Origin of the sequence: Pseudomonas putida (assembly GCF_005080685.1) — a bacterium.
GTDB classification, from domain to species: domain Bacteria; phylum Pseudomonadota; class Gammaproteobacteria; order Pseudomonadales; family Pseudomonadaceae; genus Aquipseudomonas; species Aquipseudomonas putida_V.
In genome coordinates, this window is record NZ_CP039371.1 from 3,199,461 (window position 1) to 3,222,826 (window position 23,366).

Here is a 23,366-nt window from a genome sequence, read left to right on the forward strand (position 1 = left end):
TCATGAACCTCAACCAACCTGCTCCCATGCTCCCCGACGACAGCTTTGGTCTGATCGACCTCGATGTCGGCAAACCCGCCCGCTGGGGTCTGTGGCTGATGGCCGCCGGATTCGGCGGGTTTCTGCTGTGGTCCTGGCTGGCGCCGCTGGATGCCGGCGTGGTCGCCACCGGCACGGTCAAGGTCACCAGCAACCGCAAGGCGGTGCAGCACCTGAGCGGCGGCACCGTGGAGGCGATCCTCGTACGTGAAGGCGATGCGGTGAACAAGGACCAACCACTGGTCCGCCTCGATGCCTTGCGTGCTGCCGCCGAACAGGGTGCGGTCAGTGCCCAGTACATCGTCGGCAAGACCGTGGAGAACCGCCTCGAAGCCGAACGAGATGGACGTGACCAGGTGGTCTACGACCCGGCGCTGCTCGAACGTTTCGCTGGCGATCCCCGCCTGATCGCGGCCATGGACCTGCAACAGCGGCTGCTCGACACCCGTCGTGCGGGCCTTGCCGGTGAAATCGGCATCCTTGAAGAGAACCTCTCGGCTTCGACCGTGCAGCTCAAGGGCCTGCAGCAAGTCTACGGCGCGCGCGCTTCACAAATCGGCTTTCTCAACCAGGAGCTGCAAGGCACCCGGCTACTCGCCGCCGAAGGCTACGTGCCGCGCAACCGCCTGCTGGAGCTGGAACGCAACAACGCCGACCTGTCCGCCGGCCAGGCCGAGAACCTCAACAATATCGCCCGGGCGCGCAGCCAGGCCACCGAGATCAAGCTGCGGATCCTGCAGCGCCAGCACGACTACCTCAAGGAAGTCGAATCGCAGTTGACCGACACCGCCCGGGAAAACACCAGCCTCGCCGACCGCCTGCGCGCCCTGGACTACGAGGTGACCCACACGGTGATCCGCTCGCCCATCGACGGCATGGTCCAGGGCCTGAGCATCGCCACGGTCGGCGGTGTCATCCAGCCCGGCGCGAAGATCATGGAGATCGTCCCCGGCAGCGAGCCGCTTCAGGTCGACGCGATGATCCCAGTGCAGGCCATCGACAAGATGGAGCCGGGCCTGGCAGTGGACATCGCCTTCCCCGCCTTCAACCATGCGCATACGCCGAACATCCCTGGCCGGGTCAAGACCATCTCCGCCGACCGTCTGCTCGACGAAGAGAGCAAGCAGCCGTTCTACCTCGCCCAGGTCGAAGTGACCCAGGCCGGCATGGGCCTGCTTGGCAGCAACCACATCCGCCCCGGCATGCCGGCGACCGTCACCATCAAGACCGGCGAGCGCAACCTGCTGAGCTACCTGCTCAAGCCGATGCTCGAACGGGTCGACAGCGCCTTCAAGGAGCAATGAAATGAACCGTCATTGCCTCGTCGCGTGCCTGCTCGGCGTGGCGCTGCCCGCCAGCGCCATGGACCTCAAGCAGGCCTGGGACTTATTGCAGTATCAGGGCCCCACCTACCGCGCCGCCGTGCACGAACAGCAGGCCGGGCTGGAAAACCGTGCCATCGGCAAGGCTGGCCTGCTGCCGCAGATCAACGCCTCGGCGTACAGCAACAAGGTCAACGGCAGCCAGCGCCAGAACGGCATCAGCAACGATCTCGACTACGACTCGACCGGGGCCAACGTGCGCCTGCGCCAGCCGCTGTTCAACAAGCAGAAGATGGCCGAATACCGCCAGGGCCAGCAGCGCGCCGAGTACAGCGTCGCCGTGTTCGATGCCAAGAGCCAGGACGCCGCGGTGCGCCTGGCCGACAGCTACTTCAACGTGCTCCTTGCCAGCGAAACCATCACCCTGGCCAAGGCCAAGCTCACCGCCTTCGAAGAGCAGCTCGCCTCGGCGAAACGACGCATGGAACTCGGCGCCGGCACCATCACCGACATCGACGAGTCCGCTGCCCGGCGTGACCTGGCCGAAGCGGAGCTGATCGAGGCACAGGACAACCTGGTCAATGCCCGGCGTGCACTCGAGGAATTCATCGGCGAAACGCCGGCATCGCTGACCACCCTGCAAGCCGGCTTCGCCACCCCGCCGCTGCTGCCAGGCAACCTTCAGGACTGGCTGATCAAGGCGCAGGCCGACAGCCCGCTGATCCATGCGCGGCGCTCCAGTTTCGAACTGGCCGAGGAAGAAGTCAGGCGCGCCCGGGCCGGGCACTGGCCAACGCTGGATTTCGTCGCCGGCTACACCGCGGGCGAAAGCCAGTCGCTGTCCGAGCTCAATCAGCGCAATCACTACAGCTCGATCGGCCTGGAAATCAACATCCCGCTCTACAGCGGTGGTGGCGTCAGCGCCCTGACCCGCCAGGCCAGTGCCAACAGCGCCAAGGCCCAGGACGAACTCGATGCCACGCGCGAGGAAGTCATCTCTGGCACCACCCGGGAATACCGCGGCGTGCAGAGCGGCGCCCTGCGCATTCGCGCCCTGGAAAAGGCCGTGGCATCGAACGAGCGCTCGTTGCTTTCGACCCGCAAGGGTTTCAAGGAAGGCGGCACCAGCACCAACTCCGATGTGCTCAATGCCGAGGAACTGTTGTTCGTCGCCCGTCACGACCTGTTTGAGGCCAAACTGCGCTACCTGATGTCGCGCCTGCGCCTGGCTTCGTCGGTCGGCAGCCTCGGTGACGACGACATCGACCAGATCAACGATTACCTAGGCCCGGAACTGCTGGTAACCAACTGAGCGTCCGGGTTTGCCCTTGGCTTCGACTGCTGGCCGCTTCGTCAGGGCCGGGGAAACTGCACCTGGAAATCACCGAACGGATCGGCGTGTTCCCCGCAATCACGGGCTTGGGCCGTGGGGACCAATCACCACTGTTGGGGGCTTGGTCAACCCCGTTAGCGGGGGCCTTCCCCCAGTAATTGACGCGCTTTTATTTAGCACACACCAGGCGCCGCAAGCATTTGTTTAACAAAGCATTACCAGTCCTGTCAGTTGGCACACCCGTTGCTGAACCCCTTGAAGACAGGCAAAAAGCCACTGGCGGCCAAAGGCCATTTTAGCAAGCGAGGCATCAGGCAATGAAAACCCCTGCCGTGTTCCACCCAAACCGCCACGCGTTCCCACTCTCAGCCGTTACCGCACTGCTGCTTGGCTTTGGATTGATTTCCGCCAGCGCTTCTTCGCTCGATGATGTGGGCCAGCCGCCGCCGACGGACCCATCTGCCTATACCGACCAGCCAGCCGACCCGAATCCTGCGTTACTGAACCTGTTCAACCTGCCCGAGGCCAATGAGGGCGCGCTGGAGCTGCCAAACGGCGCGTTCGGCAACCGCGACACCGTGCGCATCGACAACGTGTTGCAACCTGCCCAGCAAACCTCGCGCAACTACCCCACCAACGGCAAGCCGAGCCCGCTGTTCGGCGCCCAGCCCTTCACCCAGCAGTTGCTGCTGTTCGAAGAATTCGGCCTGGAAAAACTCGACCCCAACCAGCCGCCTCAGGAACTCACCTTCCCCGTGCCGACCCTGGGCCAAGCCCCGGCGCAGGACCCCAACGTGGTGGCCCGCAGCAGCCCCAACGGCACCGCGCTGGAAGCCTTCCTCAAGCAACCGGGCCTGTTCCCGTTCCCGACCCAGTACTCCAACACGCTCGACCGCAACCCGTGGAAGGCGCAGATCGAGCTGTTCCTGAACCGCAACTCGGTCGGTTCGCCCGCCGAGGGCCGTCCACCAGGAAAGGGCTGGTCACACCAACGCTGGAACGAGTTCTATCCCCAGGCCGCGTTCAAGACCGCACAGGCCGGTGCACGTATCAACCAGGGGCTGCGTGACCGCAGGCAGTTGCACAACTACGCCACGGGCGAGTTCGCGCCGGGCGGCTTGTACTACCAGACCTCGGACATCCCGACCACGCTGGGCACGACCAAAGGCATCGACACCCGTTTCCACCCCAACTTCCCATTGCAGAACCACAAGTCGCTGTGGACATTCGACGGCACCTTCCCGCCCAAGCTGCTGATGGTGCGCTATGGCCAGCCGGTGCTGATGCGCCACTACAACGCGCTGCCGATCGACCCATCGGCCAACGGCGGGTTCGGCCTGCACACGATCTCGACCCACGAGCACAACGGCCACTCGCCGGCCGAGAGTGACGGCTTCGCCAATGCCTACTTCTTCCCAGGCCAGTACTACGACTACCGCTGGCCGGTGCAACTGGCAGGCTACGACACCATCAACACCCGTGCCCAGGATCCGCGTGCGGCGTTCCCCTGCTCGCCGGGCGAGACGCTGTACGTCAACGACGCCACGCCAGGCCTGAAGACCTGCGACAACGGCAGCATCAAGATCCGTGGCGACTGGCGCGAAACCATGAGCACCCACTGGTTCCACGACCACATGATGGATTTCACGGCGCAGAACGTCTACAAGGGCAACGCCGTGATGATGAACTACTACAGTGCCATCGACCGCGGCAACGAAGCCCTCCAGGATGGTGTCAACCTGCGCTTCCCGAGCGGCACGGGCATGCCCTGGGGCAACCGCGACTATGACGTCAATCTGGTGATCGCCGACAAGGCCTGGGACGAGAATGGCCAATTGTGGTTCAACCCGTTCAACACCGACGGCTTCCTCGGCGACCAGATCCTGGTCAACTGGCAGTACCAACCCAAGCTCAAGGTGCGGGCGCGCAGCTACCGCTTCCGGATCCTCAATGGCTCGGTGTCGCGCTATTTCAAATTCGCCGTGGTACGTGAAATCGCCGGCAACGGCGGCGAATTCAAGGGCCCGTCCGGCTCCAACCTGTCCTATGCGCGGGTACCGTTCCACATGATCGCCAACGACGGCAATATCATGGAACACGCAGTTCCGTTCGACGGCACCCTGGACCTCAACGGCGACGGCAACCTGCAGGACAACAACGGCATCCTGCCGCTGCAAGGCATCGCCGAGCGCTACGACATCATCATCAACTTCGCCAAGAACGGCATCAAGGCGGGCGACAAGCTGTACTTCGTCAACCTCCAGGAGCATGACACCGGCAAAGGGCCTGCCGAAACCATTTCACTCGCCGATGTGCTGTCGGAAAAATACAAGGCGGTGATCAAGCAAACCAGCAAAGGCCCTGAGTGGGACGACGGCGACCCGGTGGTCGGCAAGTTCCTGCAACTGCTGGTACAGCCTTATAGCGGCGTGGACCAGGCCATGGACCCGACCGCCTATGAACCGGCCAAGCCTGGCAAGGCCGAAGGCCTGAAGATGATCCCGCTGACCCTGGACCGCAACTCGGTCGCCGACAAGGAGAAGATCAAGGCTGCGCGCCACCGCGAGTTCCTGTTCGGCCGCTCCGATGGTACCGACACCACGCCGTGGACCATCAAGACCGACGGCGGCTTCGGCTACAGCATGGACCCACGGCGCATCACTGCGGCCCCGCAACTGGCCAGTGAAGCCACCGCTGGCGGTTTCAGCGGCGACGGCACCCTGGAAGTCTGGAAGATCAAGAACGGCGGCAACGGTTGGAGCCACCCGGTGCACGTGCACTTCGAGGAAGGCGTGGTCCTCAGCCGCGACGGCAAGGCACCGCCTGAGTGGGAAAAATGGGCACGCAAGGACGTCTACCGCATCGGCCCGGATGCCGACTCCTCGCAAGAGGTGGAAATGGCCATCCGCTTCCGCGAGTTCGCCGGGACCTACATGGAGCATTGCCATAACACCCAGCATGAAGACTCGTCGATGCTGCTGCGCTGGGACCTGGAGCATCCTGGCCAGTTCCAGGTGATGCCGACTCCGTTGCCGGGCTGGGATGGCGTGGAATACGTGGCCTCGGTGGGCCTGCCGACCTTCCGCACCGCCAGTTCCAACAATGGCGAAGACAACAGCAACAAACCGCCGGTAGCCGTCAACGACAGCGCCGCGACCAACGCCGGCAAGCCGATCGTGATCAACGTGCTGGCCAACGACACCGACCCAGAGGGCAACCTGCCCCTGAGCGTGGTGGGCCTGGCCCAACCGGACTCGGGCCAAGGCACGGTCAGTACCGACGGCCTGAAAGTGACCTACACACCACCGCAAAGCGTACCGACGCCATTCACCGCCAGCTTCACCTACTCGGCGCGCGACGCCAAAGGCGCTGAGTCGGCGAGCCCGGCCACGGTGAGTGTCGCAGTGTCGCCAGCGGTAGTGGCCGACCAGATCCAGGTCAGCAGCGCAGCAGTGCAGGTGCGCAGCAACAACCGCTACACCTGGGATATCTCCGGCACCACCTCGGTAGCTGCAGGCAACAGTATCAGCGTGACCGCCGCGACCACGGCCGGCCCGCTGAACCTCGGCCAAGCCACGCTCAGCGCCTTGGGCACCGGGGCGCGCTGGCGGATATCGGTGACCACCACCGGCAACGGCCCCGCCACCGCGGCTACGATCACCGTGAATTCGGCGCTCGGGGGCAGCGTGACGGCGCCGATCAGCGTCAAGTGAGTCGTTCGTGACACGGGCCGCTCTGCGGCCCATTGCCGGCAAGCAGCTCCTAGCAACACCGTAGGAGCCGTCTTGCCGGCGATGACGCCCCGCAATCATTCGAAGAGGATTGCATCATGGCCAGTTCATGGCGTGTTCTGCTCGCGCTCCTGATGTTCGCCGCCGGTATCCACTACTGGCCTTTGAAACCGGTCCAGCAAGCCCTGCCCATGCCGGCTGCCAACACCAGCGGCGCAAGCCCGTGGGGCGCCGATTACTTTCCCAATACCCCGCTGGTGACCCAGGACGGCGAGAAAGTGCATTTCTTCGACGACTTGATCAAAGACAAGGTAGTGGCCATCAACTTCATCTTCACCGGCTGCTCCGACTCCTGTCCGGTGGAAACCGCACGTCTGCGCCAGGTACAGAAAATTCTCGGCGACCGGGTCGGCAAGGATATCTTCCTCTACTCCATCAGCATCGACCCCTACAACGACACGCCCGCCACCCTCAAACGCTACGCCGAGAAATTCGGCATCGGCCCCGGCTGGACCCTGCTCACCGGCGAACCCGACGACATCGAGCAACTGCGCCGGCGCCTGGGCCTCTATATAGATGGCCTGGAAAATGGCCGCTCGAAGGACCACAACCTGAGCCTGATCATCGGCAACCAGAGCACCGGCCGCTGGATGAAAGCTTCGCCCTTCGAAAGCCCCTACATCCTGGCCGACCGCCTGGGCAACAGCCTGCACAACTGGAAGCAAGCCAGCGCCATGGCCAACGACTATGCCAATGCACCGCAGGTGCGCCCACCCAGCAGCGGCGAACAGATCTTCCGCACCCGCTGCTCCTCATGCCACACCCTGGGCAATGCCGAACCTGGCGGCCAACCGGGCATCGGCCCCGACCTGCTGGGAGTGACGCGCCAACGGGATATCCAGTGGCTGACCCGCTGGCTGAAAGCGCCGGACCAGATGCTCGCCGAAAAAGACCCGCTGGCCATGTTGCTGCTCGACCAGTACAAAGGCCTGGCGATGCCCAACATGCGCCTGGGTGACGCCGAGGTCACGGCGCTGCTCGATTATCTGGAAAACGAGACCTCGCGCATCCAGACCCCGGTAGCGGCTACGGAAAAACCTTAAAGGCATTTAGCCATCAGTCACGAGACTGTCATCTGTCTGTCGTATTTTTCGAGGATCACCCAGGGTAGGGAATACCAGCAGTGATCCGCCGCTCTCTTTCGTCCGCAGGCCTGCTGCGGCTGTTGATCATGATGCTCTGCGCCGCCACCCTGGCATTTCTCTGGGGGCTGTACTTCACCCAAAAAGTTGCCTCGCGCCAGGATGCGCTGTCGGCCAAGGCGGCCGAGCACCTGAACCTTGCCAGTATCGTCGCCGAAAGCCTGCGCCAACTGGTCGACCGCGCCCAAGCCGTTGGCCGCGGCACCCAGGACGACATGAAAGCGCTGCGCCAAGGCAGTTTCAACCTGGCCCGAATACTGGCCGAAGACCCCGTGTTCAAGCGCAAGAGCCTGTATGACCGGCAAGGCCGGCTGCTTTCGGCCAGTCAGCCCGACGAAGTCCAGGTACTACCGCAGGATTGGTTGGCGCAGCTGCAACAGCACGTCGCCCATCACGGATTCAAACCTTTCCTGCCCAAGGCCAGCCAAAGCGACAGTCCCACAGCGGTGCCCACCTGGCGCCTGCCCTTTCTGCTGCCGCTGACCGACCTGCCTGGTCGGGAAATCGATGGCATTCTCGTGGTGCAGTTGGATATCGGTTATCTGGCCGTGCTGTTCCAGCATATCGATCTGGGCCGCAGCGGTTTGGTGCGCCTGCTCCAGGACGATGGCCAGGAGCGTCTGCGCATCGACTCCAGTGGCGTGGTGGTCGCCGGCGATGCGTTACTGCCCGCATTGTCACAAGGCAACGAGGCCTGCGGCCTGGTTACCCAGTACGCCGCGGGGGAACCCTACCAGAGCCTGTATCGGCGGGTGGCCGAACGCGGCTTCAGCGTGGTGGTGAGCCAGCGCCACGACGAGATCCTCGCGGCTTCCGCGCGGGCTTACGGTCGTCAGTTCTGGCTCAACCTGAGCATGACCCTGATGATCCTCGCCAGCCTGGCCTGGACCTTGCGCCTGCTGCGCAAGCGCCAGGAGGCTTTCAGCGCCTTGGAGCAGGCCCAGCAGGTCAACCGCCAGTTGATCGACCGGCTCGAGGACGAACATCGGCGCAGCAGCCACGCGGCCGCCACCGATCACCTGAGCGGCCTGCACAACCGCCGGCAGTTCGTCGAGGTGGCCAGCCAGGCGTTGACCCGCCAACGCGGCAAGCGCCGCCTACTCGCCATCCTGTTCATCGACATGGACCGCTTCAAGTCGATCAACGATTCACTCGGGCACAAGATTGGCGACTTGTTGTTGCAGGCCGTGGCCGGGCGCATCCAGCGCCTGCTGGAACCGGGTGACGAAGCTTCGCGGTTCGGTGGCGACGAGTTCGTGGTGCTGCTGGCCGGCGAGCGCAGCGAAGAACGCATCAACGACTGGGTCCGCACCCTGGTGCACAAGCTCTCGGCTACCTATGCCCTGGACGGTCAGGAGGTCAACACCAGCCCCAGCGTCGGCGTGAGCATCTGCCCTCGCGATGGCCAGGACATCGACAGCCTGATCCGCTGCGCCGACGCCGCGATGTACTCGGCCAAGCAGGCCGGGCGCGCGCAGTACCGCTTCTTCGACCCCTCGTTGAACGTTTCGGACATCCAGGCGTTCACGCTCGAACAGGCATTTGGCAGTGCACTGGCCGAGCGCCAGTTCGTGCTCCACTACCAGCCGCAGATCCGCCTGGATACCCAGCAAGTACTGGGCTACGAAGCCCTGGTGCGGTGGGATCACCCCGAGTTCGGCCTGCTCTACCCCGATCGTTTCATCGCCATGGCCGAGCGCAGCGGTTTCATCATCGACCTGGGCTGGGAGGTGCTGCGCCTGGCCTGCCAAGAGCTGGCCCACTGGCGCCACGATGGCCGCTGCGCGCGGCTGGCGGTGAACGTGTCGGCGCTGCAACTGCGCCAGGCCGACTTCGCCGTGCGTTTGCTGGGCCAGTTGCGCCAACAGGGCATCGATCCGCGGCGGCTGGAACTGGAAATCACCGAAACCACCATCCTTGATCCGGAGGGGACCGCTGTGGAGCACTTGCACTGCCTGCGTGGCGCCGGTATCGGCATCAGCCTGGACGATTTCGGCCGCGGCTATGCAGGCTTCGCGCACCTGCAGGCGCTGCCACTGAGCAAGCTCAAGATCGACCGTTCGTTGATCGCGCCATTGTCCAACAGCTACGACGACAGCCCGATCGTGTCGTCGACCATCATCCTGGCCAAGCGCCTGGGCCTGGAGGTGGTCGCCGAGGGCGTGGAAACCCGCGAGCAAGTGGTCTGCCTGAAGCTCGCCGGCTGCGACATCGCCCAGGGCTACTACTTCAGCCGCCCCCTGTCGCCGCTGCAGCTGCGCGAGTACCCACCGTTCAATGGCAGCGAGGAACGATCATGCGTGTATTGACCGCCTTTGCTCTGCTGTCGATTGCCCTGCACGCCAGTGCCAGCCTCGCCGACTGCACGCCGCGCAGCCTGCGCCTGGCGGTGATTCCGATCAAGAGCAGCGAGCAGATGATCGCCGAACACCAGCCCCTGCTCGAGCGCCTGAGCCAGGCTGCAGGGGTGCCGGTCGAACTGGTGATCGCTCCCTCCTACGAAAGCGTGGTGGACGCCATCGTCTCGGGCGGCGCCGACCTCGCCCGCCTGGGCCCGGCCTCGTACATGCTGGCTCATCGGCGCGATCCCCGGATCGAGCCGTTCGCCACCTTCACCTTGAGTGCCGGCCCCTACACGCCCGCCGGCAACCACTACCAGGCCTTGCTGCTGACCCGCGCCGAAGGCCCGGACGACTATGCGGCCCTGCGCGACAAGCGGGTGGCGTTGAGCGACCCGGCCAGCACCTCGGGCAGCCTGGTGCCGCAAGTGGAGTTCGCCGCCCAGGTCGGGGGCCCGCTATCGAGCTACTTTGGCGCCCTGGTCTATGCCGGCACCCACGACAAGGCGCTGGAAGCACTGCTGGCTGGCCGCGTCGACGCGGCATTCGTCGCCAGCGAGCGGGCCGACGCCTACCTGGCCGATCACCACTTGCCGGCTGAGCGGTTCAAGGCGCTCTGGCGCTCGAAACCGATCTACTACGACCCTTATGTGTTCAGCGCGACACTGTGCCCGGCGCTGAAGCAACGATTGCGCAAGGCGATGCTGGATGACCCGCAGGCTCTCGCAGGCTTCGTCGCCTCGCAGGATGCCAGCGGCCTGGTACCGGTCAGCCAGGCCGAATACGCCCCGCTGGAGCGCCTGATGGACGCCTCGAACAGCCGCTGACCGGGCGCCCCGGTACTTCAGGCCTTGCGGGCGACCTGCCAGAGCCTGGCGATGTCACTGGCCCTGGCCTGCAACAGCGCGGCAGCATCGCCACAGGCCTGTTCCAGGCTCATCGGTCCACTGGCCAGGGCAAAAGCGGCATCGATGCCATGGGCATACAGCTGCTGGTAGCCTTCGCCCAGGGTGCCAGCCAGCACCACCACCGGCACGCCATGGCGCTTGGCGACCTTGGCCACGCCCATGGGGGTCTTGCCACGCAGGGTCTGGGCATCGAAGCGCCCTTCGCCCGTGATCACCAGGTCTGCGCCCCGTACCTGCGTGTCGAGGTCGGCCAGTTCCGCGACCACCTCGACACCAGGACGGAACCGCGCGCCCATGAATGCCTTGGCGGCAAAGCCCATGCCACCGGCAGCACCGCAGCCTGGGGCATCGCGCAGATCTTCACCGAGCAGTTGCGCACAGTGGTCGGCGAAATGGCCCAGCGCCTGGTCCAGGGCCTGCACCTGCTCGGGGCTGGCGCCTTTCTGTGGGCCGAAGATCGCCGAGGCGCCATTGACGCCGCACAGGGGGTTGTCGACATCCGCAGCGACCTCGACGCAGACCTCGGCCAGGCGCGGGTCGAGGTCGCTGGCATCGATGCGCGCCAGGTCGGCCAGGGCCAGGCCGCCTTCCGCCAGGGCCTGGCCCTCGGCGTCGAACAGGCGCAGGCCCAACGCCCGCAGCATGCCGCTGCCGCCATCATTGGTGGCGCTGCCGCCGATGGCCAGGACGATACGCTGGGCCCCGGCGGCCAAAGCGGCGGCAATCAATTCGCCAGTGCCCCAGGTGCTGCTGCGGCAAGCGTCGCGTTGGCCCTGGGGCACCAGCTGGATACCGCTGGCCTGGGCCATCTCGATCACCGCGGTACGGCTGTCCGCCAGCCAGCCCCAGCCGGCCTCGACGCTCTGTCCCAGCGGGCCGCGCACCACCTGGCGACGCAGCTCGCCCTGGCTGGCGGCAACGATAGCGTCCAGTGTGCCTTCGCCGCCGTCCGCCATCGGGCACTCGATCAGCTCGGCGCCCGGCCAGGCCTCGGCAAGGCCGTCGGCGATGGCTTGGGCCACGCCAGCGGCGTCCAGGCTGTCCTTGAACGAGTCGGGGGCGATGACGATTTTCATGGGGATTCTCCTGTCCAGATGATCGCATGCTGACAGCTGCGCTGCAGGCTAGCCTCGGTCGAATGCACAAAAGGCTGCGGTGCTTGTTTGGGCAAATGCATTTTTCAGGTTGTTCATGGATTAGTGGGGTTTGGGTTTGGGTTTGGGTTTGGGTTTGGGCGTTGGGATTGGGGGGCTGATCCGAGGGGTGTAGCGGCGCTACTGGCCCCTTCCGCCTTTACGGCGGGCTCCTTTGTTCTTGGACAAAGGAGCGCAAAACCGCTTGCTCCCACATACGGCCCCTACGCTGCGCTTCGGGGTTCCCTCGCTCCGGCGGCTTGCGGGCCCGCGCGGCCTACGACTTGCTGCGCAAGTCTACATCTCGCGCCTCCGGCTACGCCGGAGGGTGCTGCGCACCTGGCCCTCCAGCCGCCTACGCTCGGCCTCCTGAGGTCGCGGGTAGATCAAGATCAAGAGCCAGATCAAGAGCCAGAGCAACGGCAGGCGAATCGCTGCGCTCTCGCTTTTCCCTCTACCTATCGTTTTGTGTTGGAGCGGATAACGCGGTGTGTCTTTCGAAGATAACGCCCGTGCAGGCACCGCCGCTAACTTTGCGACGTCAGGAGGCCGAGCGTAGGCGCCTGTAGGGCCAGGTGCGCAGCACCCTTCGGCGTAGCCGAAGGCGCGAGATGTAGACTTGCGGAGCAAGTCGTAGGCCGCGCGGGCCCGGAAGGCGCCGTAGCGAGGGGACCCGTAGCGCAGCGGAGGGCCGGATGCAGGAGCAAGCGGTTTTGCGTCCCTTTTTCCAAGAAAAAAGGGACCCGCCGTAAAGGCGGAAGGGGCCAGTAGCGCCGCTACACACATTGGATTAGCTCACGATCTAAATGCCAAGCCAAGCCAAGTCCCCGACAATCCGTGAATAACCATTCCCCACCCCGTGCCAAGACGGATCAGCCCGCCGGCAACAGTTGCAGGCCCAGGTAGAGGCTGAGCATGCCCTCCAGCCGCAGCGGATCGACCTCGCCCAGTTCGGCCACGCGCTCGAGCCGATAGCGCAGGCTGTTGCGGTGGATGCCCAAGGCATCGGCGCAGGCCTGGCTCTGACCATCGTGCGCACACCAGGCGCGCAGGGTCGGCAGCAACTGGCCGCTGCCATCCTTGGCGCGGATGCGCAGCAACGGCTCCAACAGTTCATCCAGTGCATCGTCGTTGCGATGGCGCCACAGCAACGCCGGCAAGCGGTAGCGGGCCAGGCTCAACAGACGTTCGTCAGGGAGCACCTCGCGGCCGTACGCCAGCAGGTCGCGCACCCGCCGATAGCCGCGACGCAACTGCTCCAGGCTCTGCGCCACGCTACCCAGGGCCAGGCGCTCGACCTCCCAGCCATGGCGCTGCAGGCGCTCGAACAAACGGCTTTCATCCAGCGCCACGCTGGCGGGACGACACCACAGCAGCGACTCGCGCGATGGGCTGACGCACCAGCTTTCCGGGTAGCGGCTGAGCAGCCACGCCGAAAGCGCTTCGGCGGGCGGCCCGGCGCGCAGTTCGAACAGGCAGGGAACACGCGGCAATTGCGGCTTCAGGCCAAGCTGCTGGGCCTCGTCGAGCAGCCTTGGGGAGTCGCCGCTGCCACCCAGGAGCAAGGCCAGCAAGTCATCGCAACGCTGGCGCCGCCACTGCTGCTCCACCTGCAGGTGACGCTGGGCCAGCAGCATTTCTGCAGTCATGCGCACCAGTTCGCCATAGGTGCGCAGTTGCACGGGATCGCCCGTGAGCCCCAGCACCCCGATCAACCGGCCATCGAGCATCAACGGCAAGTTGACCCCAGGCTGCACGCCCTTCAAGCACTTGGCGGCATCGGTGTCCAACTCGACGATACGACCATTGGCCAACACCAGTTGCGCCCCTTCATGCCGGGTATTGATGCGCTCGCGCTCGCCACTGCCTAGAATCAAGCCCTGGCTGTCCATGACGTTGACGTTGCATGGCAGGATGGCCATGGCCCGATCAACGATATCCTGCGCCAGGTCATGGTCCAGTTCGAACATTCAGCGGATCCTTGAGAGGTTAGGTTTTGTGAGGTAGCACAGCATCGTAGCGCCTCGGCTGTGCAAAAGCACAAAGACAGGCGCGTCGCACTCCCCGAGACTCGTCAGGGCGAGCGCCGGCACAGGCGACGCGGCGACAACCATAACAACAGAGATTTCGATCATGGCACACAGCCCTGCCGCTGACCAAGGCAACGACACCACCCGCAACGCGCTGTATCGGCGCATTACCCTGCGGTTGATTCCGTTCATTTTCATCTGCTACCTGTTCAACTACCTGGACCGCGTCAACGTGGGCTTCGCCAAGCTGCAGATGCTCGACGCACTGAAGTTCAGCGAAACCGTGTACGGCCTGGGTGCCGGCATCTTCTTCATCGGCTACGTGCTCTGTGGCCTGCCCAGCAACCTGGCGCTCAACCGCTTCGGGCCACGGCGCTGGATCGCCGCGATGATGATCGCCTGGGGCGCATTGTCGACCTGCCTTTTGTTCGTCACCACCCCCACCGAGTTCTACACCCTGCGCCTGCTCACCGGCGCCGCCGAAGCCGGTTTCTTCCCGGGCGTGGTGCTGTACCTCTCGCGCTGGTTCCCGGCAGACCGTCGTGGTCGCATCATGGCCTTGTTCATGTCGGCGATTCCGGTTTCGGGCCTGCTTGGCGGGCCGTTCTCCGGCTGGATCCTCGATCACTTCGCGGCGGGCCAGCACGGCCTGGCCGGCTGGCAATGGATGTTCCTGATCCAGGGCCTGCCAACCGTGGCCCTGGGCGTCCTGGCCATCGGCCTGCTCAGCGACGGCTACCAGAAGGCTGCCTGGCTGAGCCCGACCGAGCGCCAACTGATCGAAGCGGACCTCAACGCCGATGCCGCCAGCAAGCCCAACACCATGGGCGACGGTATCCTCGCCGTGCTGACCAACCCGCTGATCTGGACCTTCGGCTTCATCTACTTCTGCATCCAGAGTGGCGTGTACGCCATCAACTTCTGGCTGCCGTCGATCATCAAGAACATGGGCTTCGACAACCCGCTGCTGATCGGCTGGTTGAGCGCCATTCCGTACCTGCTGGCCGGTGTGTTCATGATCCTCTGCGGCCGCTCTGCCGACCTGCGCAACGAACGCCGTTGGCATTTGGTGGTACCGATGCTGATGGGCGCCATCGGCTTGCTGATCGCGGTCAACTTCGCCGGTAACCCACCGGTGGCCATCCTCGGCCTGTCGATCGCCACCATGGGCGCGCTGACCGGCCTGCCGATGTTCTGGCCGATGCCGACCGCCCTGCTCAGCGCCGGCGCGGCCGTCGCGGGCCTTGCGATCATCAACTCGGTCGGGCAGATGGCCGGTTTCCTCAGCCCGTACCTGGTCGGCTTCATCAAGGACCAGACTGGCTCCACCGATGCCGCACTGTACTCGCTGGCAGGTCTGATCATCGTCGGTAGCCTGGTAGCCCTGCGCGTCACGCGCGCGGGCGCACTGAAAACCGCCCGGGCCAATTGACCCCCTCGCTCCTACAGGATCACCGCTAACCCTGTAGGAGCGGGCTTGCCCGCGAATAGTCCTTCCCAGACCACCCGAAACCTGCAAATTCCCCTCCGATCGTCAGATCAACGCATCCCCTTCACCTCCCAGGCGTCAAATGGTTCCAAAGGCCCCTTTGGAGAAGCCCATGACCCGCCATGCCGTGGCTACCCTCGACCAACTCGACAGCAAACGCCCCCTGCGCGTGCAGGCCGGTAACGAAGAAGTCGTCCTCGTCCACCAGGGCGACCGGGTGCACGCCTACCAGGCCAACTGCCCGCACGCCGGCGCGCCCCTTGACGAAGGCGTGATCTGCAACGGCCTGATGGTCTGCCCGTGGCACAAAGCGGCTTTCGCCGCCGACTCAGGCACCGTCTGCGAACCCCCTGCCCTGGCCGATCTGCGGCGCTATCGCACTTGGGTCGAAAATGGCCAGGTCTGGGTCGACGACCAGCCCTTGCCCACACCCACGACACCGCGCCACAGCGATGCCCGTCGCTTCGTGGTGATCGGCGCCGGCGCTGCGGGTTCGGCGGCGGTCGCCACCCTGCTGGACCATGGATTCAACGGCCACCTGCTGTGGCTCGACCAGGAGCGTCAGCCCGCCTATGACCGTACCTCGCTGAGCAAATTCGTCATCGCCGGGGAGATGCCACCCGATGAGGTGCCCACGCTGCTTGAGGCCGACGTCCTGCGCCAGGGTCGGCTGGAGCGGCGCCAGGCCAAGGTGCGCGGGCTGGATGTGAAAAAGCGCAGCATCACCCTCGCCGACGGCCAGCGAATCGACTACGACGCGGCGTTGCTGGCCACCGGCGGCAAGCCTCGCCGCCCGGATATTGCCGGTGCCGACCTTGCCGGCGTGCTGACCCTGCGCTCGCGCGAAGATGCCGAGCGCCTGCTCGATGCGGCCGAGCCCGGGCAACCGGTGGTGATCGTTGGCGACGGATTCATTGGCCTGGAGGCCGCTGCGGCGCTTCACAAATATGGCTTGCAGGTACACGTGGTGAGCCGCCATGAGGTACCACTGGCCAAGCAACTGGGCGAACGGATCGGTCGCAGCATCCGTCAGTTGCACGAGCGCAAGGGCGTGACGTTCCATGGCCCCACCGAAGTACTGCGTTTCGAGGGCCAGGGCCAGGTCGAGGCCGTGCAACTGGCCAATGGCGAGCGGCTGGCCACGCCATTGGTGTTACTGGGCACCGGGGTCAGCCCGGCGACCGCCTTCCTTCATGGGCTGGACCTGGCAAAGGACCAGTCGGTGAAGGCCGACGCGCAGCTGCGCGTCGCCGATGGCCTGTGGGCCGCAGGCGACATTGCGACCTTCCCCCTGGCCGGTCGCCCGATACGCATCGAACATTGGCGCCTGGCCCAGCAGCACGCCGTGATCGCCGCCGCCAACATGCTCGGCGAGCAGCGCCAGTACGACGACGTGCCGTTTTTCTGGACGTATCAACATGGCCGTACTTATGAAGTGCTGGGCCATGCGCGGGACTGGGACCATATCGAGTTCGTCGGCGAGCCTGAACAAGGTGACTTCATTGCCTTGCAGTGCGTGGGCGATCAGGTCGAAGCGGTGATCGCCAAAGGTTATTCCGACGCCATGGCACAGTTGTCGCAGCGAATGAAACGCCCCCTGAGCCTGGCCGATGCCCTGGCATTGATCTGACCTGCGACCAGGCTACCCAGGCAAAAACCAGCTATGGTTGGCACACCACAATAACAAGCCATGGACCGCTCATGCCTGCGTATCCAGGAACACCCCGCCCCAGCGAGCTGGCGGCCTTCATCGACTGCCACTTCGCCGACCGCGGCCTGCAGCCCGAGGCGGTGATCGCCGAGTCATGGTACCGCAGCATCAACCAGCACCGCCTGGACCCCGAGCTGCGCCACGTCGACAACATTCTCAGCGCCGCCGAGGTACGTCAGCACCAGGCCCAGCACGAGGCCTACCTGGCGATAGCCAGCCAGGGCGTCAGCGGCTTGGCCCGGCGTGTGGTGGATGCCGGCTTCGCCGTGCTGCTCAGCGATGCCGACGGCATCACCCTGGACGCACGCCTGCCTGCCGACCAGCAGCGCTATACCCGCTCAGGGTTGCGCGTGGGCGCCCGCTGGGACGAGTCGATCGCCGGCACCAACGGCATCGGCACCGCCCTGGCGTCGCGCCAAGCCTTGACCATTCACCGCCAGGAGCATTTCCTTTCGGCCAACGCGAGGCTCAGCTGCTCGGTGGCGCCCCTGTTCGACGCCCAGGGCCAACTGCTTGGCTGCCTCAACGCCACCTGCCTGCAAAACGAGGGTCCCAAGCAAGCCCAGCAGCTCACCCTGCAACTGGTGACGCTGTACGCCCGGCTGATCGAGAACACCCATTTTCGCCAGCGTTATCGCGACTGCCTGACCCTGGCGGTCACGCCCCGTGACGACCTCGCCGACCTGGCCAACGAACAGCTGCTGGCCCTGGACCCGAGCGGCCGGGTGATCGGTGCCAACCAGGCGGCGTTCGCCGCGTACCCCCATGCCTTGCTGGGGCGACGCATCGACCAACTGCTGCCGGCCAACGTCGATGCCCTGCTCGACCTTACGCGCGGCGGCGCCCGAGGTGCTCATCTGCGCAGCCAGGATGAGCAGTTGCTGGACGTCGGCCTGCGCGTGCCTGCCGGATACCGCCAAGCCCCGGCACGTCCCGGCGTCGCTCCCGGCATCCGTCACCCGAGCCTGGAGCGCTTGGCCGGCAGTGACCCGCAGCTGCAGCAAGGCGTCCGGCGGCTGCGCAAGGTGTTGGACCAGGAAATCGCCATTCTCCTGCATGGCGAGACCGGCACCGGCAAGGAGGCGTTCGCCCGCGCCCTGCATCAGGCCAGCCGGCGTCAGGCAGGGCCATTCGTGGCGCTCAACTGCGCGGCGATTCCCGAGTCGTTGATCGAGAGCGAACTGTTCGGCTATCGCGCCGGCAGTTTCACCGGCGCCAACCGCAAGGGCATGAAGGGCAAGCTGGAGCTGGCCAATGGCGGAACGCTGTTCCTCGACGAAATCGGCGACATGCCGGCGCACCTGCAAACGCGCCTGTTGCGCGTGCTGGCCGAGCGCGAGTTGTTGCCTCTGGGCGCCGATACGCCCGTGGCGCTGGACATCCAGGTGATCTCCGCCACGCACCAGGACCTGCAGGCGATGATCGCCGACAAGCGTTTTCGCCAGGATCTGTACTATCGCCTGTGCGGCATGCGCATGGTGCTGCCGGCACTACGCGAGCGTAGCGACCGAGCCGATTTGATCGAGCAGTTGCTGGCGGGATTGCCCAGTGGCGCCGGCTTGCGCCTGAGCAGCGAGGCCCGCAATTGCCTGCTGCACCATCCATGGCCGGGCAACGTGCGGCAGTTGCTCAACACGCTGCGCTATGCGGTGGCATTGGCTGAGGATGGCGTGATCGAACTGGCCGATCTGCCGGAAGAGCTGCTGGACCAGGCTGGCCCAGCAACGCACTCGGCGCTGGAGTTGCAGGTCGAGAATGCCGAGGCACGGCATCTGCTTGAGGTGCTGAAGCGCGAAAGGTGGAACATGAGCGCGGCGGCCGAAGCGGCCGGGATTTCGCGTTCGACGTTGTATCGGAAGATGAAGCGGTATGGGATTGTACAGCCGAACCTGGTGGGGTGATTGCACGGGGACTGCTTGGGGCTTCGAGCGCTTGACGATGGATATGTGGTGCCGCCTATATCGAGCGCCGCCCGCGCGGCGCATCGCGACGCAAGGCCGCTCCCACATTTGTTGCAACGTGCCACTGTCTGGCAGGCCATGGTGTTTGCCTTGGGGGACAGCACAGATATCGCGCCGGCCCACCAGGCTGACAACCATGGCCTACCCTACATAATTGGCCCGAAACAGATGTGGGAGCGGCCTTGCGTCGCGATGCGCCGCGCGGGCGGCGCTCGATCTCATGAGCAAAGATGCTCTTCAGACGGGCCTATCCCGCCTCCCCCTCAACCCTGGATATACACCACCTGGGTCCGCGTGTACTCATACAACCCATGCTTGCCATCGGCCCCGCCGATCCCGGACTTGCGCGCCCCGGCGTGGAAACCCTGCATGGCCTCGAAATTCTCCCGGTTGATGTAGGTCTCGCCAAAATCGATCTCACGACAGGCCTTGAGCGCCGCGTTGAGATCCCGGGTGTACAGCGACGAAGTCAGGCCGTACTCGCTGTCATTGGCCAACGCAATGGCCTCATCGAGATCCTCCACCACCTGGATCGGCAACACCGGCCCGAAGATTTCCTTGCGCATGATCTCCATGTCGGCAGAACAGCCAGCCAGCACCGTCGGCTGGTAATGGAAGCCCGCACCGAGGTCGGCCACCTGCCCGCCCGTGGCCACCTGGGCACCCTGCCCGACCGCAGTGCGGACCATCTGCGCGACCTTGTCGAGCCCGGCCTGGTTGATCAGCGGCCCCATGTCCAGGTCCGCCTGCTGCGAGGGGTCGCCATAGCGGGTCGCTGCCATGGCCTGGGCCACCTTGTCGACGAAGGCGTCGGCTACCTTGCGCTCCACGTACACCCGTTCGGCGCAGTTGCACACCTGCCCGGTGTTGATCACCCGCGAGGCGACGATGGCCTTCACCGCCAGGTCCAGGTCGGCATCGCCCAACACGATTGCCGGCGCCTTGCCGCCGAGTTCGAGGTTCAGCTTGGTGATGTTCGGCGCCGCTGCGGCCATGATCCGCGCACCGGTGGCGACGCTGCCGGTGAAGCTCACGAGGTCCACTCCGGCATGGCTGGAAAGGCCATGGCCAACACTGGCGCCCTTGCCGCCGACCACATTGAAGACCCCCGCAGGCAGATCGGTCTCGGCCACCAAACGGGCGAATTCATAGCAGTTGATCGGTGTTTCTTCGCTGGGCTTGATCACGATGGTATTACCGGTGATCAACGCCGGGGCCATCTTGCGCGCAATCAGGAAGAATGGGAAATTCCACGGCAAGATGCCCGCCACCACGCCCAGCGGCTTGCGCATCAGGAAAATGTGCTCGCCGGCGCGGTCGCTGGTCAGCACCTCGCCCTCCAGGCGCCGCCCCCATTCGGCCATGTAGTCCAGGTAATCGGCGGTGAAATTGACCTCGACCTGAGCCAGGGCCGGTACCTTGCCGCCTTCCTGGGTGATGATACGTGCCAGGCGATCGGCGTTGGCCCGCACTTTTGCTGCGATCTGACGCAAGTACCCCGCACGCTCGATGGCGGTTTTCGCCGCCCAGCCGCGCTGTGCCTTGCGTGCTGCGGCGATGGCGCGCTCAACCTGTTCGGCCGGGGACTCCGGCACCCGTGCGAGCAACTTGCCGTTGGCCGGGTTGTAGACCTCGATCAGGGACTCGCTGCCGACGAAGCCGTTGTCGATGAAGTTCTGGTAGGTCGCATCGCTCATGGTCGTTTCACTCCTTTGCATGGTTATCGGCCAACGGCGGCTGGGCGGCCGGTTTGGCGCTGAATTGCTGCCAGGCGTTGCCTTCGCGCTTGAGGTCGTGGGCGCGCTTGATCAGGTACTGGTGCACTTGTTCCACCTGTTCGGGCTTGAGGTTGTCGGCAAACGACGGCATGCCGTCGGGCACCCGCCCGCCATAGAGAATGCCGAGGAACATCTGGTGTTTCTCCGCACTGAGCTTGCGCAGATCAGGCAACACGCCGCCGCTGACGGCATGGATGCCATGGCACTGCGAACAGTTGCCGTCGTACAGCGCCGCGCCAGCGGCAACGGCCTGGGCATCGCCGGTCAGCGCTGGCGGCTCTGGCGCGTCGGCCGGTGGCGCGGGTTCATGCAGCTTGGCAGTACCACCGATCTTGTAGGTCAGCACCTGCGAGAACGGCTGGACCCCGGCGCGCAGCGACAGCGCCCCGGCGAAGGTCGAGAACGCCCCGCCCCAGCCTGCCATGAAGGTCACATACTGCTCGCCGTCCACCGAATAGGTGATGGGCGCGGCCATTATCCCACTCGCGGCTGGCGATTCCCACAGTTTCTTGCCGTCGTCGGCGGCATACGCGATCACCCGCCCATCGGCGCTGCCTTCGAATACCAGGTTGCCAGCGGTGCTCAGGGTGCCGCCATTGAAAATGGTGATGTACGGCACCTCCCAGGCCGGGGCTTGCTTGACCGGGTCCCAGGCGATCAGCTTGCCAGACCAGGTCTTGGCCATCTCCAGCAGGCCATCGGCGCCCTCGGGCATCATCCCGGTGCGCAGGCCCAGCTGGTACACGCTCTTGAACGGATTGCGCTTGGGCGCATCGGGGATGTGCTCGTAGTAGGCCGACATGATGTGCGCCGGGATGTACACCAATCCGGTGTTGGGGTTGTAGGACATCGGGTGCCAATCATGGGCGCCCCAGAACGCCGGCGTCACCAGCTTGCGCTTGCCGTCTTTCCAATACGCGGCGGCATCCTCGTCGAGAATCGGGCGGCCAGTCTTCATGTCGATGCCCTTGGCCCAGTTCACCGGCACGATGTTCTTGGCCGACAACAGCTCGCCCGTGGCCCGGTCGAGCACGTAGAAGAAGCCGTTCTTCGGCGCTTGCATCAGCACCTTGCGTTGCTTGCCGTCGATTGGCAGCTCGGCGAGGATCATGTGCTGGGTAGCGGTGAAGTCCCAGGCGTCACCTGGGGTGGTCTGGTAGTGCCAGGCGTATTCGCCGGTGTCGGCATTGACCGCCACGATCGACGACAGGAACAGGTTGTCACCCTTGGCCTGGCTACGCCATTTCGGGTCCCACATCGAGCCGTTGCCAACGCCGATGTACAGAAGGTTCAGTTCCGGGTCGTAGGCGAACGAGTCCCAGGCCGTGCCGCCACCGCCCCACTCGACGTAGGCGTCGCCATGCCAGGTCTTGCTGGCGATTTCCATGGCCTTGTCTTCAGGCGGCAGCTTCGGGTCGCCGGGCACGGTGAAGAAGCGCCAGGCCTGCTTGCCGGTCTCGGCGTCATAGGCGGTCACGTAGCCACGCACGCCGAACTCGGCGCCGCCGTTGCCGATGATGACCTTGCCGTTGACCACGCGCGGCGCGCCGGTGATGGTGTAGCTGCGCTTATGGTCGTCGCGGGTGTCGACCGACCAGACGCGCTTGCCGGTCTTGGCGTCAATCGCCTCCAGGCGGCCATCGAGCACGCCGACATAGACCTTGCCCTGCCACACCGCGACCCCGCGATTGACGGCATCGCAGCAGGCTTCGCCCGCCCGATGGCGGTCTGACTGCGGGTCGTACTTCCACAGCAGCTTGCCGTTGCGTGCATCCAGGGCATACACCACCGAGAAGGGGCCGGTGGTGTACATCACACCATCGACCACGATGGGCGTGGCTTCCACGCCGCGGTCGAGGTCGAGTTTGTAGCTCCAGGCCAGGCCCAGCTGGTTGACGTTGTCCTGGTTGATCGCCTTGAGCGGGCTGTAGCGCTGCTCGTCGTAGGTACGACCATGGCTCATCCAGTTACCGGGTTCCTTGTCGGCATCGATGATGCGCTTGCCGTCGACCTCGGCGGCAAGCGCAGGGGCGATACAGGCAAGGGCCAGGGTCAGGCAGCTCAGGGCAGTGGACAGGGGCCGGCGGTGCGGACCTGATCGTTTCATGGGGGCTCTCCGTTTCTTGTTATGGCGACGGTGCGAGACGTCGCCAAGATCGAGAGCAATGGCTGTGCCAGAGACCCTTGGAGCACCTGAAAGCCCCGAAATAGACGGATCTGCGGCTGTACTCCAGCCTGCGATGCAAACGCCTTCCTGGGTCAGCGGCGGCACAGGTGATGCGTGATTGGCACAACTGTGTCAGCGGCCCTCGTGGCTCGGACCATTGGGGACTCGAACGACAGGATCCCGGTCCCCCCTTTCCCGAATCATCCCGGTATCGTGCGCGCCA

13 protein-coding genes are annotated in these 23,366 nt (G+C 64.9%); 9 read left to right on the plus strand and 4 right to left on the minus strand.

Going from position 1 to position 23,366, the window contains the following annotated elements; all coding sequences use genetic code 11:
- The first annotated feature begins 2 nt into the window (after positions 1 to 2).
- The 6 genes from E6B08_RS14690 (at position 3) to E6B08_RS14715 (ending at position 10,793) form a co-directional block, all read left to right on the plus strand.
- Positions 3 to 1,343 (plus strand): HlyD family type I secretion periplasmic adaptor subunit, encoded by a 1,341-nt coding sequence (locus E6B08_RS14690; protein ID WP_136914694.1) that lies wholly within the window; start codon positions 3 to 5, stop codon positions 1,341 to 1,343.
- A gap of 1 nt (position 1,344) precedes the next feature.
- Positions 1,345 to 2,673, plus strand: a complete 1,329-nt coding sequence (locus E6B08_RS14695; RefSeq protein ID WP_136914695.1) for a TolC family outer membrane protein — start codon at positions 1,345 to 1,347, stop codon at positions 2,671 to 2,673.
- 338 nt (positions 2,674 to 3,011) lie between these two features.
- Entirely contained in the window at positions 3,012 to 6,407 is a 3,396-nt protein-coding gene (locus tag E6B08_RS14700) for an Ig-like domain-containing protein (protein ID WP_136914696.1), read from the plus strand.
- A gap of 116 nt (positions 6,408 to 6,523) precedes the next feature.
- The gene (locus tag E6B08_RS14705) at positions 6,524 to 7,528 is read left to right on the plus strand and encodes an SCO family protein (protein WP_136914697.1); all 1,005 of its coding nucleotides are present in this window, start codon (positions 6,524 to 6,526) and stop codon (positions 7,526 to 7,528) included.
- Positions 7,529 to 7,608: 80 nt separating this feature from the next.
- Entirely contained in the window at positions 7,609 to 9,936 is a 2,328-nt protein-coding gene (locus E6B08_RS14710) for a putative bifunctional diguanylate cyclase/phosphodiesterase (RefSeq protein ID WP_136914698.1), read from the plus strand.
- Positions 9,924 to 10,793: a phosphate/phosphite/phosphonate ABC transporter substrate-binding protein gene (locus E6B08_RS14715; protein ID WP_136914699.1), complete on the plus strand. Its 870-nt coding sequence runs from the start codon at positions 9,924 to 9,926 to the stop codon at positions 10,791 to 10,793. The genes E6B08_RS14710 and E6B08_RS14715 overlap by 13 nt, the downstream gene beginning before the upstream one ends.
- Before the next feature lie 17 nt (positions 10,794 to 10,810).
- On the opposite strand, the gene E6B08_RS14720 is transcribed toward E6B08_RS14715, so the two are convergent.
- Together E6B08_RS14720 and E6B08_RS14725 are read right to left on the minus strand one after the other, a co-directional pair.
- Positions 10,811 to 11,950 carry a glycerate kinase gene (locus E6B08_RS14720; RefSeq protein WP_136914700.1) on the minus strand — a complete coding sequence of 380 codons (1,140 nt, stop codon included), beginning with the start codon at positions 11,948 to 11,950 and terminating at the stop codon, positions 10,811 to 10,813.
- 929 nt (positions 11,951 to 12,879) lie between these two features.
- Positions 12,880 to 13,977, minus strand: coding sequence for a sugar diacid recognition domain-containing protein (locus E6B08_RS14725; RefSeq protein ID WP_136914701.1), 1,098 nt, complete (start codon positions 13,975 to 13,977; stop codon positions 12,880 to 12,882).
- A gap of 163 nt (positions 13,978 to 14,140) precedes the next feature.
- Here E6B08_RS14725 and E6B08_RS14730 point away from each other — a divergent pair, with 163 nt between their 5' ends.
- The 3 genes from E6B08_RS14730 to E6B08_RS14740 all read left to right on the plus strand — a co-directional run bounded on the left by E6B08_RS14730 (position 14,141) and on the right by E6B08_RS14740 (position 19,138).
- Complete coding sequence (locus E6B08_RS14730) at positions 14,141 to 15,469, plus strand: MFS transporter (RefSeq protein WP_136914702.1); 1,329 nt, start codon at positions 14,141 to 14,143, stop codon at positions 15,467 to 15,469.
- Between the two features lie 169 nt (positions 15,470 to 15,638).
- A complete protein-coding gene (locus E6B08_RS14735) occupies positions 15,639 to 17,156 on the plus strand; it encodes an FAD-dependent oxidoreductase (RefSeq protein WP_136914703.1) in 1,518 nt (505 codons plus the stop codon).
- A gap of 71 nt (positions 17,157 to 17,227) precedes the next feature.
- The gene (locus tag E6B08_RS14740) at positions 17,228 to 19,138 is read left to right on the plus strand and encodes a sigma-54-dependent Fis family transcriptional regulator (RefSeq protein WP_136914704.1); all 1,911 of its coding nucleotides are present in this window, start codon (positions 17,228 to 17,230) and stop codon (positions 19,136 to 19,138) included.
- 323 nt (positions 19,139 to 19,461) lie between these two features.
- Here the strand turns inward: E6B08_RS14740 and aldA are convergent, their stop codons facing one another.
- The gene (gene aldA / locus E6B08_RS14745; RefSeq protein WP_136914705.1) at positions 19,462 to 20,895 is read right to left on the minus strand and encodes an aldehyde dehydrogenase; all 1,434 of its coding nucleotides are present in this window, start codon (positions 20,893 to 20,895) and stop codon (positions 19,462 to 19,464) included.
- 7 nt (positions 20,896 to 20,902) lie between these two features.
- Positions 20,903 to 23,083, minus strand: coding sequence for a PQQ-dependent dehydrogenase, methanol/ethanol family (locus tag E6B08_RS14750; RefSeq protein ID WP_136914706.1), 2,181 nt, complete (start codon positions 23,081 to 23,083; stop codon positions 20,903 to 20,905).
- Between the last annotated feature and the right edge of the window lie 283 nt (positions 23,084 to 23,366).